This window comes from Pedobacter westerhofensis (assembly GCF_900182595.1).
Lineage (GTDB): Bacteria > Bacteroidota > Bacteroidia > Sphingobacteriales > Sphingobacteriaceae > Pedobacter > Pedobacter westerhofensis.
The window spans coordinates 86,646-103,148 of the sequence record NZ_FXTN01000010.1 but is presented as its reverse complement, the minus strand read 5'-3'; the positions used below and the strand labels follow the sequence as shown (position 1 = coordinate 103,148).

At 43.7% G+C, this 16,503-nt stretch carries 15 protein-coding genes; 10 read left to right on the top strand and 5 right to left on the bottom strand.

Annotation, left to right across the window (positions count from 1 at the left end; translation table 11 throughout):
• The first annotated feature begins 51 nt into the window (after nt 1-51).
• Nucleotides 52-1,392, top strand: a complete 1,341-nt coding sequence (locus FN831_RS19250) for a deoxyguanosinetriphosphate triphosphohydrolase (protein ID WP_142529825.1) — start codon at nt 52-54, stop codon at nt 1,390-1,392.
• A gap of 88 nt (nt 1,393-1,480) precedes the next feature.
• On the opposite strand, the gene FN831_RS19245 is transcribed toward FN831_RS19250, so the two are convergent.
• A complete protein-coding gene (locus tag FN831_RS19245; RefSeq protein ID WP_142529824.1) occupies nt 1,481-2,530 on the bottom strand; it encodes a hypothetical protein in 1,050 nt (349 codons plus the stop codon).
• A gap of 296 nt (nt 2,531-2,826) precedes the next feature.
• Here FN831_RS19245 and FN831_RS19240 point away from each other — a divergent pair, with 296 nt between their 5' ends.
• Entirely contained in the window at nt 2,827-3,942 is a 1,116-nt protein-coding gene (locus tag FN831_RS19240) for an HmuY family protein (protein WP_142529823.1), read from the top strand.
• A 1-nt stretch (nt 3,943) separates the two neighbouring features.
• On the opposite strand, the gene FN831_RS19235 is transcribed toward FN831_RS19240, so the two are convergent.
• The 3 genes from FN831_RS19235 to FN831_RS19225 are packed head-to-tail and all read right to left on the bottom strand — an operon-like array spanning nt 3,944 to nt 6,341.
• Nucleotides 3,944-4,834: a class I SAM-dependent methyltransferase gene (locus tag FN831_RS19235; RefSeq protein ID WP_142529822.1), complete on the bottom strand. Its 891-nt coding sequence runs from the start codon at nt 4,832-4,834 to the stop codon at nt 3,944-3,946.
• Between the two features lie 23 nt (nt 4,835-4,857).
• Nucleotides 4,858-5,610, bottom strand: coding sequence for an ABC transporter ATP-binding protein (locus tag FN831_RS19230; protein WP_142529821.1), 753 nt, complete (start codon nt 5,608-5,610; stop codon nt 4,858-4,860).
• Nucleotides 5,607-6,341 (bottom strand): MlaE family ABC transporter permease, encoded by a 735-nt coding sequence (locus tag FN831_RS19225; RefSeq protein WP_142529820.1) that lies wholly within the window; start codon nt 6,339-6,341, stop codon nt 5,607-5,609. Before FN831_RS19225 ends, FN831_RS19230 begins: the two co-directional genes overlap by 4 nt.
• Before the next feature lie 105 nt (nt 6,342-6,446).
• Here FN831_RS19225 and FN831_RS19220 point away from each other — a divergent pair, with 105 nt between their 5' ends.
• From FN831_RS19220 to ispG, 5 genes are all read left to right on the top strand, one after another.
• Complete coding sequence (locus tag FN831_RS19220) at nt 6,447-7,142, top strand: SDR family oxidoreductase (protein WP_142529819.1); 696 nt, start codon at nt 6,447-6,449, stop codon at nt 7,140-7,142.
• A gap of 16 nt (nt 7,143-7,158) precedes the next feature.
• Nucleotides 7,159-7,875: a PspC domain-containing protein gene (locus tag FN831_RS19215; RefSeq protein WP_142529818.1), complete on the top strand. Its 717-nt coding sequence runs from the start codon at nt 7,159-7,161 to the stop codon at nt 7,873-7,875.
• 86 nt (nt 7,876-7,961) lie between these two features.
• Nucleotides 7,962-8,915 carry a LiaF transmembrane domain-containing protein gene (locus FN831_RS19210; protein ID WP_142529817.1) on the top strand — a complete coding sequence of 318 codons (954 nt, stop codon included), beginning with the start codon at nt 7,962-7,964 and terminating at the stop codon, nt 8,913-8,915.
• Nucleotides 8,916-8,922: 7 nt separating this feature from the next.
• Nucleotides 8,923-9,543: an RDD family protein gene (locus FN831_RS19205; RefSeq protein WP_246101631.1), complete on the top strand. Its 621-nt coding sequence runs from the start codon at nt 8,923-8,925 to the stop codon at nt 9,541-9,543.
• 18 nt (nt 9,544-9,561) lie between these two features.
• Nucleotides 9,562-11,526 (top strand): (E)-4-hydroxy-3-methylbut-2-enyl-diphosphate synthase, encoded by a 1,965-nt coding sequence (gene ispG, locus FN831_RS19200; protein WP_142529816.1) that lies wholly within the window; start codon nt 9,562-9,564, stop codon nt 11,524-11,526.
• A gap of 8 nt (nt 11,527-11,534) precedes the next feature.
• Here the strand turns inward: ispG and FN831_RS19195 are convergent, their stop codons facing one another.
• Nucleotides 11,535-12,359, bottom strand: coding sequence for an alpha/beta hydrolase family protein (locus tag FN831_RS19195; protein ID WP_142529815.1), 825 nt, complete (start codon nt 12,357-12,359; stop codon nt 11,535-11,537).
• A 170-nt stretch (nt 12,360-12,529) separates the two neighbouring features.
• Here FN831_RS19195 and hemA point away from each other — a divergent pair, with 170 nt between their 5' ends.
• The 3 genes from hemA (at nt 12,530) to hemB (ending at nt 16,502) form a co-directional block, all read left to right on the top strand.
• Nucleotides 12,530-13,756, top strand: a complete 1,227-nt coding sequence (gene hemA / locus FN831_RS19190) for a glutamyl-tRNA reductase (protein WP_142529814.1) — start codon at nt 12,530-12,532, stop codon at nt 13,754-13,756.
• A gap of 176 nt (nt 13,757-13,932) precedes the next feature.
• Entirely contained in the window at nt 13,933-15,513 is a 1,581-nt protein-coding gene (gene hemC, locus FN831_RS19185) for a hydroxymethylbilane synthase (RefSeq protein ID WP_185960542.1), read from the top strand.
• A gap of 20 nt (nt 15,514-15,533) precedes the next feature.
• A complete protein-coding gene (hemB, locus tag FN831_RS19180) occupies nt 15,534-16,502 on the top strand; it encodes a porphobilinogen synthase (protein WP_142529812.1) in 969 nt (322 codons plus the stop codon).
• The last annotated feature ends 1 nt before the right edge of the window (nt 16,503 follow it).

The window sequence follows — 16,503 nt, the reverse complement described above, 5'->3', positions numbered from 1 at the left end:
CAAAGCCTCAGCAGGCGTAGTCAATGAACAAAACGATTACATTACATATATATGAACTGGGAAAATTTACTCTCGGCCAAGCGCTGGGGAAACGAAGAAAGATTTGCGGGCAATCAGAAAGAAGCGCGTTCAGAATTTCAGCGGGATTACGACCGGATTATCTTTTCTTCACCATTCAGGAGATTACAGAATAAAACACAGGTATTCCCACTGCCGGGCAGCGTTTTTGTACACAACAGATTAACCCATAGCCTGGAAGTAGCGAGCGTAGGCCGTTCCCTGGGAACGATCTTTTACAACAAAATGAAGGCGTCGGATCCTGAAATTGACGAAAGCTGTCCGCTGCTGGTAGAAGTAGGTAACATTATCGCTTCTGCCTGTCTGGCACATGATCTTGGAAACCCCGCTTTTGGCCACTCCGGAGAATCTGCAATTTCACATTACTTTACCACGGGCGATGGCAAGATATACAAAGACCAGGTGAATGAAGCACAATGGCAGGATCTGATCAACTTTGAAGGTAATGCCAATGCTTTGCGCATTCTTACCCATCCTTTTGCAGGAAAGGGCACGGGAGGTTTTGCACTAACCTATGCCACTTTAGCTTCTATTGCCAAGTACCCCTGCGCATCTCTGGCGAATAACAAAAAAAATATCTACACCAAGAAATACGGCTTTTTTCAATCCGAACAAAGCGGCTTTGAAAAAATAGCGAGGGAAATGGACCTGATCAGGGTACAGGATGAACCTATGGTATATAAACGCCATCCGCTTGTTTACCTGGTTGAAGCTGCTGATGATATCTGCTATAACATCATTGACCTTGAAGACGCTCACCGTCTGAAAATACTTTCCTATAACGAGGTGGAGGCACTGCTCCTGCCATTGTGCAACGATGCAAAACTACCGGCGCGCCTGGCGGATATGGAAGACGATGATGCCAAGATTACCCTCATGCGTGCTAAGTCTATCAGCACCCTGATCGGGCAGTGTTCCAATGTGTTTTACCAGCAGCAGGAAGCTATTCTCAGCGGCGATTTTAACCAGAGCCTGATGGACGCAATTGATGAGCCATTTCTGACTACAATGAAGGAAATTGAAAGGATCTCTGTCAAAAAGATCTACAATTATTCGTCTGTGGTACAGATTGAAGTTGCAGGATATCAGGTAATGGGAGGATTGCTGGAAGAATTTATTCCTGCGTATTTGCAGAATGATTCAAAGTATCACAAAAAGCTCGTAGAACTGATCCCTAAACAATTTCTAACCAAAGAAACTGATGCTTATACAAAGATTCAGTGCGTGCTGGATTTTGTGTCAGGTATGACTGATATATATGCAGTAGAACTGTTCAGAAAGATCAAGGGTATTTCATTTCCTTCAATGAGCTAAGCTTCAGGCTCAGGACTCAACAACTTTCAAATAAAGAAGGGCCGTATCCTATGCGAATACAGCCCTTCTTTATTTAATAAAATCCTTATTACTGGTACTGGATATAAATTGGAGCAGGTTTCAGCTTCATCAACTCTTCCGGAGTCATCATTCTGTGCGGTGCTTTCTTGATATCGTTCTTGTAGAATAACTTGAAACCAGTAAACTGTACCGGCTCATTCTGGATAAAGTAACGGTAAGTGCCGATTTTGAGATCTGGCTCGCCCCATCCGTCCATGTGCATTACGATCTGAACTTCAGGATGTAATTTGATGTTCTGGTAGTTGGTTACCATCTTTTTAGTGAAACGGTGAACTGTAAATACTTTTGGAGGCAGGTTATATTTTTTGATCAGGTTAACCAGGTACTGAGAACAATAGTTGATGTCGGCAGCATCATATGTTCCGATCTTTGTACCAGGTCTCGCACCGCTTTTCATCGAGAATTCAGGATCGATACCTAAGTTCACCTGTGGCATTTTCAGATACTTTTCTATTCTTGGCAGTTCATCTTTGATGTTGCTCAGAGCTACCTGAAGGTCTAAGAATACGATACCATTGTGCATTTTGGCAATTTTGATCACAGAATCAATTTGCTTGTCGCCCATTCTGTTGATATACTTTCCGTCTTTCCCGGGAGTACCGCTGGCTACGGCTGCGATGTAATGTACACCTGCCTGCACAGGAGTAGAAGGATCTGCTTTCTCCCATCTCTTCACTTCAACGTTTAAGCGGCTCCACATTTCTTTTGGAGGATATTCGCCCAGGGCACCCATCTTTTTAGAGTGGAGGTTTCCATAATATACTACAATTCTTTTGAAAGGAAGGATTGCACCTGCCAGGGGATAAGGTTGATTCTTAACCGGCCATCTTCCGGTAGTATCACCATTAGCGATTTTTTTAAGGGCAGCATTGTATTTCGCTGTATCAATAGGTTCGCGGGTGGTGTCAGCTTCGGTTACTACAGTAGAATCACCGCTTGCACTCACTGTCGTTTTTGTTTTTGCTTCACCTTTTTTGGAATCTGAAGAACAATTTGCAAATAGGGCGATCGACGTAAATGCAATGAGTAATGTTCCTGCTAATTGAGGTATTTTCATAGATTAAATTTGTTTTTCAGTTGTTATGAACTTTGCATAAGATATCAATAATTTTTAGATCTGATCTTATACAGGTTTCATAGATGAGTTGTAGTTTGAATTAGGGTTATATTTTTTCAGTTTTGCAAAACTACACATTCAAGTGACAATTCAATCTATAAGTATACTATTCTTAAAATCATTCGTTATTTATTGTTTAAAAGGCGCTGCAGACAGGATAAGTTGAATTAATTTAATATGTAATTCAGGTACAGGAACATTATCTTTACGCGTTATACCATTATTGAATACGAATTATGATCAGATATGCGATAGCCATTGTTTTTTGTTACATGCTCTTTGTCTGGCTGGGTTGCAAGAAAGATACGATTAAATTTTACCGGCTGCAGCCTTCAGCAGGAGATACGGTCACGCTTCGTGGGATATTTAGCAGAGAGCGGGCCGACAGTGCCTACAATAGCGCGTTTCTGGATTTCAGCACCAATACACAGACTGCGGTGGTTCGGTCGTCCTGGGATTTAGGTTTTTACTGCGGAACGGATTTCCGTGTGATCATTAATCATACTGTTGGCGCTGCCGTAGCGGTGTCGGATAAGACTGACCTGAATGCGGTCACGATTGCAGATACTGTGGCACTGGTGCCAAGGCTAACCTTAAACAGCGATACCGGAGATTTGACAACTGTTGATCCTGTAGCACCCGCAGATTCTGCCGCTTATCTCGCAGGCACTGCCATTCCTTCGGTCCCGGGCTCAAGTAAGATCCTTATTCTTAACCGCGGGAGATCAACCAATCTGGGCAGAAGAAACTGGATCAAGATGAAGATTACCGCCACCAATAGTGGCTATTCTGTAACCTGGGGGACCATAACCATTAACGGCGTTGTGAATAACAATAATTTATACAGCAGCTTCTCCATCAATAAGGATGCCTCCTATAATTTCAGGTATTACTCATTTAGCAGCAGTGCTGTAACCTATGAGCCTGCAAAAACGTTGTGGGATATATCTTACGGTCAATCAACTTATAAAATAACGGGTAACGATGGAATTACCAGACCGGTACCTACTACTGATTTTATGCTGATCAATTTTGTAAATGGGGTAAAGGCGGCGCAGCTCAACGATGATCCGTCTGGTATCAATTATGCTAATATTGACAGCACTAAACTCGCAGCTATTACCTTTTCAGGAGCACGGGATGTAATTGGAGTGAACTGGAGAACGGTAGCCCTGGTAGGTAATGCTGCTAACTCTGGTGCAATTGAATATAATACCAAAGTGTTTTACCTGATTAAAGACAGGGATAACAGCGTTTATGCAGTATCCTTTGCCGGAGGAGGTTCACGCGGAGCGCCTATAGTTCGATACAGGAGAATATACAATGGCCCTTTTCATCAAACAGGCTCCTGACCTAATCAGCCAGGAACTTGTTAAACTTGCCAAATACACCAAGGGGTAATTTGATCCCTGATGTAGCCTGTAGGTACAATTCACCTGTTTCCAGGTTCTGCACTTCAGGAAACGAAGTTTTGATCAGGTTTTCTACAATCACAGAAGAGAATCCCAGTGAATACGTGTTCAGGATCAGGAAGTGTTCCTTCTCATCCAGCAGCTGCACCACATCGTGCATCATTTCCTGGATATGATCTTCCAGCTTCCATTTCTCGCCGTTAGGGCCGTGGCCAAAAGCTGGCGGGTCCAGGATAATCCCGTTATATTTTTTACCGCGCTTTAATTCGCGCTGTACAAATTTCAATGCATCTTCTACCACCCATCTCACATCTTTCAGCTGTGACAGCTCCTGATTTTCGTTGGCCCAGTTTACTACCTGTTTGATTGAGTCAACATGTGTAGTATCAGCACCTGCTGCTTTTGCAATCAATGAAGCTGCACCGGTATAGGCGAAAAGATTGAGAACTTTAGGGCTTGGGGTCTTGAATTTTTTTACCGAAGAGGAGATGTAGTCCCAGTTGACAGCCTGCTCAGGAAACACGCCCACATGCTTAAAAGACGTTAAACCTAAACGAAGGTTGATCTTCACCTCATCATTCTGGTATTCTACATTCCAGCGGTCTGGCAATTGCTGATTGCTCTTTACCCATTCCCCCGAGGTTGCAGAACGTCCCTTGAACCTAATATGAGTCCTTTTTTTCCATTCCTGATCCGATAAGGTTTTTTTCCATACTGCCTGTGGTTCTGGTCTGGATAAAACAAGGTTGCCGAAGCGTTCCAGTTTTTCAAAATCACCACAGTCAATCAACTCATAATCTTTCCAGTGTGTGGGCGTTAATAGGCTTATCATAAAATGTTATTGTACTTATATTATTAAAAATTTTTCTTTGCAGCCTTCATAAAGCGACTTGCAAAAACGAAATCATTCAGTTCTTCAATATCTGTATGGGCAATCTCTTTGTTGGAGCCTTCCCAGAATTTTTTGCCCTCATGCAGGAACAGGATATAATCCCCGATTCCCATTACAGAGTTCATATCGTGGGTAACCACAATCGTAGTAGTCTGGTATTCTTCGGTAATTTCCTTGATCAGCTCATCAATTACAATTGAGGTTTTGGGATCGAGGCCAGAGTTGGGCTCATCACAAAAAAGGTATTTTGGGTTCATGGCAATTGCCCTTGCAATACCCACACGTTTTTTCATCCCGCCTGAAAGTTCTGCCGGAAAAAGCTTGTTTTTGCCTTCCAGGTTTACCCGCTGCAAACAAAAGTTTGCGCGTTCCATTTTTTCTTCGAACGACTGCTCGGTAAACATATTGAGGGGAAACATGATATTTTCTTCAACAGTCATAGAATCGAAGAGGGCAGAACCCTGGAAAAGCATGCCGATCTCCTTGCGGACTTCGATGCGCTGCTCAAAATTCATTTCTGTAAACTCTCTTCCATCATACTGCACACTGCCTTTTTCTGGCGTTTGCAGTCCCACCATACATTTGAGCAGGGTAGTTTTTCCTGAGCCTGAACCCCCAATAATCAGATTGGTAACACCAGCTTCGAATTTCGCGGATATGCCTTTAAGAACAGTATTGGAGCCGAAAGATTTTTCAACGTCTTTAATCTCGATCATAGTAATAACTGGGTTACGATATAGTCACAGGCAAGGATACTGATACAGCTGATCACGACAGCTCTTGTACTCGCCTGCGCAACTTCCAATGCCCCGCCTTTGACGTAAAAACCTTCATAGGCCGGCACAGTAGTGATGATAAAGCCAAAGACAAATGCTTTAACCAGGGCAACTACAATGGTATATGGATTGAAATCCGTTGTAATCCCCTGGATATATTCTGCAGGAGATACTGCCCCTGATAAAGTTCCGCCTAAAAAACCGCCGGCTATGCTCAAAAACATGGAGCAGATCACCAGCACTGGCACCATTGTAATGCCTGCAATCAGTTTGGGCAGGATCAGGTATCCCGGAGAATTGATACCCATGATCTCCAGTGCATCAATCTGCTCACTTACCCTCATGGTACCGATTTCTGAAGAGATAGCAGAACCAATTTTACCTGCCAGCACGATAGCCGTGATGGTGGGGCTAAGCTCCAGAATACTGGAATCCCTGTTTACAGAACCGATAATGGTTTTGGGGATGAAATCACTTACCAGCTGAAAAGCGATCTGCAAAGTCATTACTGCACCAATAAAAGTTGATATAATGGCAATTAAACCCAGAGAGCCCACACCAACAAAGTTCATTTGCTGGAAGATAGCTTTCATATATATATTAAATTTTTCGGGTTTTCTGAATACTGCTTTTAACAGTAACAGGTATTTGCCAAAATTGGTGAAGTTCATCCGCTGAGATATTAGCTAAGGTATAATTACTATAATACTACAAAGAAACAATAAAAATTGTTGTGGCTTTCTTTATTTCTTAAAAATATTCTGCTATTTAGGGTTATGAATGCAATTGTAACAGGTGCAACCAGGGGGATAGGAAGAGCAATAACGATCAAACTGGCCGAAGCCGGATATCACCTGGCCATATGTGCCAGAAGTAAAACGGACCTTGCGGCCCTGGCCTCAGAACTGGCCTATACGGGTGTGAAAGTTTTCTGTTACGCTACAGATTTGAGCCTGAAAGATGAAATTTACCGCTTTGCCGCCGAAGTAGGAACGGCATTTGATACCATTGATGTTCTGGTGAACAACGCAGGATTGTTTTTGCCTGGTTTTTTAATGCAGGAAGAAGACAATTCTTTTGAACAACAGCTGTTTGTAAACCTGAATGCGCCTTATTATCTGGCCAAACATTTTGGTAAAACGATGTCTGAACAAGGATACGGGCACATCTTCAGCATTTGTTCGGTTTCCAGTAAAGAATTTAAGGAAAATGGTGGCAGTTATGGTGTAACTAAATCAGCATTGCTCAGTCTTAATAATGTATTACGGCAAGAGTTATCCAAATACAACGTTAAAGTGACCGCGATTTTGCCTGGTGAAACACTTACTTCGTCCTGGGAAGGAACAAACATCGCGCCGGCGAGTTTTGTACAGCCTGAAGACATCGCAAATGCTTTGTACACAATACTGAACTTAAGCAGCGGAGTGAATGTTGAAGAGATCATTTTAAAGCCGTTAAATTTTAACGCTTAATATAGGAGAGAGAGTTATGGAAAATAGATTATTAAGAAACGAACACGACAAAGTAATTGCGGGCGTTTCATCAGGGTTAGCAGCTTATATGGAGGTGGATGTAACAATTATCAGGTTATTATTTGTGTTGTCTACCATCTTTCTGGTAGGAACAGGTGTACTGGTTTATCTGGTGATGTGGATTGTAGTGCCGGTAAATAATGATCCTGCAGCAAAGTTTTCAAAGTTCAATGATTACTTTAAACAGCAGCCGCCTTCGGCAGGATTTAATGCGCCGCCATTTGGCCAGCCAAATCCTTTTGCAAATGAAGGTGCCGGTGAAACTAAAACCAGTTCAGCTGCTGGCCAGGCATGGCAAACCCCCGTTGATTTTAAACTGCCAAAAAATAATGGAACAGGCAGAACGGTCGGCGGATTATTCCTGCTGGTAATCGGATTGTATTTTCTGATGAATGAATTTGATATCATCCCATACTGGTTTAGGCTGGGTAAATTATGGCCGCTGGTATTTGTAGCCATCGGGTTAAGTTTTATCCTTAAATCCAAACGCAAAAACAGCTGGGAAGAATGGAAGCGCGAACAGGAAGAAGCGATGGAAAAGCCGGAGGCCAAAACAGGTTACACTGAACAAACCACCACATATACGGAGGCTAAACCCGCAGACTTTTCGGAAAAGAAACCTGTTGATTTTAGCGGCGACCTTCCTAAAGACGAACCAAAAGATCAGTTCTAGTACGGGTAAAAATATAAATCTTGGCAAGGCTAAGCATTGCTGACAGCAGCGGGCGCTTAATCTGTCTGAACTAAAAAACAAAAGTTATGAAACTGAATAGAGTAATGTGGGGCGTAATACTACTGTTTGTAGGCCTGGTCCTGTTGTTAGAGAACTTTAATGTAATTGAATTTTACTGGAGAAACGTTTGGAGCTTCTGGCCGGTATTCCTGATCATCTCGGGAGTGAATATCCTTTTTAACCGCAATAAATCGCAGGTAGGGAACATGATCTGCCTTGGCGTACTGGTGGTGATGTTATGCGTGGTGTTTTATAAAGGACAGCAGCCGCCGGCAAACAAATTCTGGATGGGTGATAATTTTACCAAAGACCTGGATATTGATATCGATGACGATAAGGAAGGCACGGCGGATAAACTATCATTTGCACAGCCGCTGTTACTGGCTGACAGTGCAAAAAAGACGGTGCTGAACATTTCTGGTGGCGGTACATCGTTTAAACTGAGCGGTGAGTCTGACAGCCTGATCCAGGCAGATGTGGAACGCAGGTCGGGTAATTTTATCCTGCAAAGGGAAAGTTCAGATTCTGTAACTACCCTTACTTTTAAAATGAAAAACAAGCAAAACAAATGGTCGCTTGGTGACGGTGGCAACGATGTAGACTTAAGGCTGAACAAAAAACCGGAGTGGAACATCAATATGAATATGGGCGCAGGAGAAGTTAACCTGGATATGTCTGATTACAAAATGAGGAGCTTCCGCTTTGATGGGGGCGCGGCATCGATCGACCTGAAAGTAGGGACTTTAGTGCCTGTTACAGACGTGACTGTGAAGACCGGTGTGGCCGATGTGAAGATCAATATCCCTGAAGGATCAGGTTGCAGGATCAAAACCAAAACAGGCTTGTCTGCCAAAGATTTTACTGGTTTTATCAAGATAGATAATGGCAATTACGAGACCGCCAACTATAAAACTTCAGCAAAAAAGATTTTTATCAATCTTGATGGCGGATTGAGTAATTTTGAGGTGAACAGATATTAAAACCCAATTGGAAGACCACAGATCTATTGAATATACAGTTGTTGTCGATGGAAAGCCCCAGGGCCCCTATGATCTCGACAGCATCAAAAAGATGAAAATCCTGCCGGGGACATTTGTTAGAAAACCCGGGATGGACGATTATAAAGAAGCGCACGAGTTCCCTGAACTCCGTGCGCTTTTTGGTTTTAGCTATGAACAAACGGCACCACAGTATTTTGCCTCTTTTGACCAGCGTTTACTGGCTTCAGTGATCGACTATTTTATACTGTTACTGGTGTATATCTTTTTGCTGCTTTTAAGCTTTGTATTTATTGACGGCAAAGAGGAAAGAATTGCTGCCGGTGTGCTGATGCTTCCCGTGCTCCCTGCGTTGAAATTCCTGTATGGCAGTTTTGCGGAGTGCACTGCAGGTCAGGGTACCATAGGCAAGCGTTTGCTGAATATTAAAGTGACCGATATGGAGGGCAAAAAGATCAGTTTCGGCACGGCTTTAACGAGAAATATAGCAAAAGTTCTTTCTGTGCTTCCCCTGTTTTTTGGATATCTCTATAGTTTTCTCAATAAAAAGCAACAATGCTGGCATGATATTGCAGCAAATACTTTAGTTATTAAAGATCGATTGATTTAATCTTTATCTTTGCACTGCATGGAAAACGTATCAGTACAAAAGGATTTAGCCGGAGGATATTGCGACAATTTAAACCAGTATTCGAGGTTCTTAACACGTGAAGTTCATATCGGGGATATCCCTATGGGTGGCTTAAACCCCATCAGGATCCAGTCGATGACCACTACCGATACCATGGATACCCTTGGTACGGTGGAGCAAACCATCAGGATGGTTGAGTCCGGATGCGAATACGTGCGGATCACCGCTCCAAGCATGAAAGAAGCGGAGAACCTTGCACAGATCAAAAAAGAATTACGTTTCCGCGGATATACCGTCCCCCTGGTTGCCGATATACATTTTACGCCCAATGCCGCTGAAGCTGCTGCCCGTATCGTAGAAAAAGTAAGGGTAAACCCAGGCAATTATGCCGATAAAAAGCGCTTTGAAAATATAGAATACACCCAGCTGGCCTATCAGGCAGAGCTGGAACGTATATACAAGAAGTTTTCGCCCCTTGTGAAAATCTGTAAGGAATATGGTACGGCAATGCGCATCGGTACCAACCACGGCTCATTGTCTGACAGGATCATGAGCCAGTATGGCGATACCCCCCGCGGAATGGTAGAATCTGCAATGGAGTTTATGCGCATGTGCGAAGACATGAACTATTACAACCTGGTGATTTCCATGAAAGCCAGCAATACGCAGGTAATGGTTCAGGCTTACCGACTACTGGTGGAGACCATGGTGAGCGAAGGAATGAACTATCCGCTGCACCTGGGAGTAACCGAAGCAGGGGATGGGGACGATGGCAGGATTAAATCTGCTGTAGGAATTGGTACCTTACTGGAAGACGGACTGGGCGATACCATCAGGGTGTCATTAACTGAAGATCCCGAGTTTGAAGCCCCGGTAGCTAAGGCGCTGGCCGACCGCTATACCAAACGCGCACTGCATACGGCAGGGATTCAAAACGAGAGGATCGATATCAAAACTCTTCCCTACAGTCCTTATGTATATAACCGCAGGACCACACAGGCCGTACAACATATTGGCGGGCACCATCATCCGGTGGTGATGCTTGACGTATCTGCAAAGAATCTAAAAGACCCTTACATTTTAATGGAGGCCGGCTACCAGTATAGTGCCGTGCTGGATAAATATAATATGGCCGATCAGGCCTGTGACCTGGTGTATCTTGGTGATGCGCTGCCTTCATTTTCGTTTCCCGGAAACCTGCGCCAGATCTATAACTATGATACCTGGCTGGGGCTGAAAGATAAGACAAACTGCCACCCCCTGCTGAAACTTGAAGATTATGCAGTTACTGCAGTAAAAGATCCTGTTCTGAACCTGATTAGTTTGAATGCAGGAACATATGATGCTGCCTTGCTGCAGTCATTGGATAATACTTGTGTATTGGTGCTTGAAACCTCTGCTGAGCATGGCATGGCGCAACAACGGGCCTTTTTTATCGCCCTGCTAAAAGCTGAAATACAGATCCCGGTGATCATCAAAAGAACCTATACAGATATCAATACTGAGGATACAACTTTGTACGCCGCTACAGATCTTGGTGCTTTGCTTACCGATGGTTTTGGTGATGGCGTATGGATAGATGCGCCGGCAGATGTTGCCCTTTCTGCTGTAAATGCAGTAAGTTTTATCATACTTCAGGCTACCCGCACAAGGATATCAAAAGCAGAATATATTTCCTGCCCAAGTTGCGGCAGAACCCTGTTTGACCTGCAGGAAACCACTCAGCTGATCCGATCAAGGACTGATCATCTCAAAGGAATTAAAATCGCGATCATGGGCTGTATTGTAAACGGGCCGGGCGAGATGGCCGATGCCGATTATGGATATGTTGGCGCAGGCCCGGATAAAATTACGCTGTACCGCAGTAAGGAGGTCGTGAAAAAGAATGTAAGTGCCGCTTTTGCGCTTGACGCCCTTATTGAGCTGATCAAGGAAGACGGAAACTGGACGGAAGTAAAATAATCCCGTCCTTATTCTCCCTTAAAAAATGCCAGTGTTTTTTCTACCACTTCCTGCAACTGGGGAGGGAGGCTTGTTGCCGTATAGGGATGAGAAGATCCGTATACGTGATTTGCGCCCTGGATCTTCTGCAGCCTGGCCTTCACCTGTACCTGCGCTAGTTGCTGCGCAACGCTGAAGGGCACATTGATATCGTCGTCACCATGAAGAATTAACCATGGAATTTGAATAGCCGCCGCTGCTTCAAGAATATCAAATTCGGCTTTATGTGCCTTATAATCTTCCAGTAAAGTACTGTTCAAAGGCATCTTTTCTTTAGTCCTTGCATTTTCTACATAGATACGCCCATTTTCCAGCCATTCTTCTTCCTGCTCTTTTTTCCATAAGGAGCTGAAATCTGCAATCGCAGACCAGGTAACTATTTTTTTGATACGTTCGTCGCCCGCTCCTTTGAGGATCGCCAGTCCGCCGCCCCTGCTGTGGCCGATCAGATAAACCGGTTCAAGCGGGTAAGTGTGTGCCACATAATTGATTGCTGTATCCAGGTCCCCGAGGTCCATACTTATTGTGGCAGCTGCAAATGCTTCGAGGTCGGTTACCTCATCCGGCACCTGCTGCGTCACCCCGCTATGACTGAGATTGAACTTCACATATCTGTATCCTTCCTTTGCAAATGCTTCTGCTACAAGGTTATGTGTGCCCCAGTCTTTGAAGCCCTTAATCCCGTGAACGAAGATAATGCTGGGTTGACTGGTATGCGTTTCATCATATGTAACATCTCCGCTGATAGTCTTGTCATTAGCGCCCGACAAAATAAATTGCTCTCTTTTTATCATCTCTGCTTCTGTGAATATTATACTTGTAACAAACATAAACGCTCCTTGTTTAGTGTATATTTTGCTCAATTTAAAATCTTTCTAAATTAGTCTTAATTACAGCATAATGACAGACCATACTGGTCGTCTTGTTACTTTTGTTCGCACTAAAAAAATAACTCGAGCACACCTTGGAATATTTAAAGATACTTGCTTTCACACATAAACAGATTGACCTGAAATCTTTAGGCAAACTGGTAATATGCGAGCAGACACTGGATGACAGACTAAAGAATATTCAAAAGGAACTGGATGTTAAAGAAGTCTTTTACATTGGTACCTGTAATCGTGTAGAGTTTGTTTTCACTACCAGCCGCGAGCTTGACCGTGAATTCATTTTACGCTTCCTTACCGTGCTCAATATGGGCCTGCCGGAAGAGTACATGGATAAATTCATTGAGAACGTTTCCGTATATGAACAGGTAGAAGCTTTTAACCATTTGCTGCGTACTTCATGCTCACTGGAAAGCCTTGTGGTAGGTGAAAAAGAAATCCTTGCCCAGGTGCGCAGGGCTTATGAAGCCTGCCGCGTTTCAGGATTTACTGCAGACTATATGCGGATGATCATGAACCGTGTTGTGAAAACAGCCAAAGAAGTGTATACCCATACCAATATCTCTAAAAACCCTGTTTCTGTAGTTTCACTGGCTTACCGTAAACTGCGCGACCTCACCATTACTGCCAACTCAAGGCTGCTGATCATCGGGGCAGGAGAGACCAATAAAAATCTTGCTCAATATCTTAAAAAACATAAATACTCTAACTTTTCTATCTTCAACAGAACAGTGGAAAATGCAGAGAGCCTTGCCAAAGATCTGAACGGAACGGCTTACCCGCTTTCTGAACTGGAGAACTTTACACAGGGTTTTGATGTGATCATTACCTGTACAAGTGCTACTGAGCCTATAATCACTGAAGAGATCTATCGCAAACTGCTCAACGGCGATACCGGTAAAAAGGTGATTGTTGACCTTGCCATACCAAACGATGTGGCGCCATCTGTGATCAAAAACTTCCCTGTTCATTATATCGAGGTAGAATCTTTAAAAGAGATTGCCCGTAAGAACATCCAGGAACGCTATGACGAACTGATCAGTGCAGAACAGATCATCGATCAGAACATCAAGGAATTTGATCTTGATCTGCGCCAGCGCAAAATTGAGATCGCCATGAGCGAGGTTCCACAAAAGATAAAAGCAATCAAAAGCAAAGCACTTGATATCGTTTTTGCTGAAGAAATCAATACACTTGATGAAAACTCCAGACTTGTGCTGGAACGTGTAATGGACTACATGGAAAAGAAGTATATCAGTGTTCCTATGGTTATGGCCAAGGAAATCCTGGTAAACAACAGCTAGATTCCGGCAGCTTAGTCACTGTAAATACATTATTTGTTTATTATTTAGCACTGTTAATCTTTTAGGTTAATTTTGCGCAAATATTAATACAAGATACTTACATTGGCTAATCGCATAAACATATCAACTAGCAGGCTTTTACAAGCTTCATCACCGTTAAAACTACAAATACCTTGATGAAAAAACTCATTATCGGCACCAGGGGGAGCGACCTGGCATTATGGCAGGCAAATTTCACAAAAGACAAACTAGCTGAAATCGGCGTTGAATCTGAACTGAAGATCATTAAAACACAAGGCGATAAAATCCTTAACCTGAGGCTGGATAAGCTCGAAGGAAAAGGCTTTTTTACCAAGGAGCTGGAAGAAGGGCTGCTGAACGGGACAATCGATATTGCTGTCCACTCACACAAAGACCTCCCTACAACTCACCCTGCCGGTTTAATCATTGCCGCAGTATCTGAACGCGAAGATCCTTCTGAACTGTTACTGATTTTAAAAGACTGTGTAGACGTTACCCAAAAGCTTTCTTTAAAAACGGGTGCCCAGGTAGGTACTTCATCCAACAGGCGCAAAGCCCAGTTGCTGGCCATGCGCACAGACCTGAATATTGAAGATCTTCGTGGAAATATCAATACGCGTATCCAGAAACTGAGAGATGAGAACTACGATGCGATCATGATCGCAAAAGCCGGAGTAGCCCGCTTAGAACTGGACCTGAGTGAATTTCATATGGAGGTGATAGACCCTACTGAACTTGTTCCTGCACCTGCACAAGGTGTGCTGGCAATTCAGATCAGGGAAAATGATCAGGAACTGTTCGACGTGTTGCAGAAGATCAATGATGCTGATGTTGCGGCTTCGATTGCGGTAGAACGTAAGGTGCTGAACCTATTTGAAGGCGGTTGCCATATGCCTTTGGGATGCTACTGCAGAAAGGAAGATGACCAGTATGAAATCTGGACTTCCAAAGCAGATTCAGGAGATGATTTTCCTGACCGTGTATTCTTAAGGGTAGATAGCCTGGAGGGACTCCCGGAAAAGATTGTCGCCAAATTTGATGCAGGCAGGAAACTTCCTTCCAAAGTGTTTATCTCCCGCGAAATCGGTGAACACAGCTATTTCAGAAGAGCCCTGGAAAAAAATAATATTGAAATTGAAGGAAGATCACTGATCCGTACATTTCCGATTGTAAATGTGCTGGATCCGTTTTACCTTAAGCATATCGACTGGATATTCTTCAGCAGCCGTAACGGAGTGGAGTATTTCTTTCACCTGAAACCTGCCTTACCAAAACACGTGAAGTTTGGTGTGGTAGGCAGAGGATCTGAAGATGCCTTGCGTAAGTTTGGCCACCTGGCTGATTTTGTTGGCGAAACGGGCGACATTACTGAAGTAGCGGAAGAGTTTGCGCCGATGGTGAAGGGGGCAACTGTTCTTTTCCCGCGCGCACAGGACTCACTGCTAACGATCCAGAAATCGTTAACGGCAGACACTAAAGTTGTGGACCTGCCCATTTATGAAACTGTAATTGAAGAAGATATCGATCAGACGCATGCCGATATCCTGATCTTTACCAGTCCGTCTAATGTAGAGGCCTACTTTGTAGATAATCTGCTGGAACCGGGCCAAAAAGTAATTGCGATCGGGAATTCTACAGGAAAGAAATTTGATGAAATGGGGGTTCAGTACACGCTTCCATATTCTCCTGATGAAATTGGTCTTGCCGAAGCTGTCTTCGGAATTGATATAAAATAATAACAAAAGAGAGGTTGATTATGTTGCACCGTCCGCGTAGATTAAGAAAGAACCCAGTGGTAAGAGAAATGATGGCCGAGACAAGGCTGTCTAAAGACATGTTTATGTATCCGTACTTTGTTGTCCCGGGAACGGGAGTAACACATGCGATTGATTCTATGCCCGGCGTAAATCATTTTTCGCAGGATACGTTGATCACTGATGTAGAGAAAGGCCTGAAGCTGGGGGTAAATAAAATCATGCTGTTTGGTGTGGGAGATGAAAAAACTGAAGATGCACGAAGTGCGTACCATGACCATTCTATCGTTCCTTCTGCCGTTCGCGAATTGAAGAAGCAATTCGGTGAAGACTTATACGTTGTTACTGATGTATGTGTTTGTTCTTATACCACCCACGGCCACTGTGGTATCATGAAAGATGATTACGTGCAGAACGATGAAACTGTTGAGCTGATTGCCAAAATGGGCCTTACACATGCAGAAGCCGGAGCAGATATGCTGGCACCCTCAGATATGATGGATGGCCGCATTGGCGCGATCAGGGAATTACTGGATCAGAATAAATATGTAAATACCGCGATCATGTCGCACGCCACCAAATTTGCATCTGCTTATTATGGCCCTTTCCGTGAGGCGGCAGACTGTGCACCGAGCAAGGGCGACAGAAAAGCTTACCAGATGGATTTCAGAAACCCAAATGAGGCACTCAGAGAAGCCTTGCTGGATGAAAACCAGGGTGCGGATGTGCTGATGGTAAAACCTGCCCTGGCTTACCTTGATATTATGCACAACCTGAAACAGCATGCCAACCTGCCAATTGCCTGTTACAATGTATCCGGTGAATATGCGATGGTAAAAGCCGCAGCAGAAAGAGGCTGGATTGATGAGCAAAAAGTAGTCATGGAAACAATGTATGCCTTTGCACGTGCAGGCGCAAGTATTATCACAACCTATCATATCAGGGATATGGTAGAAAACAACTGGATATAAT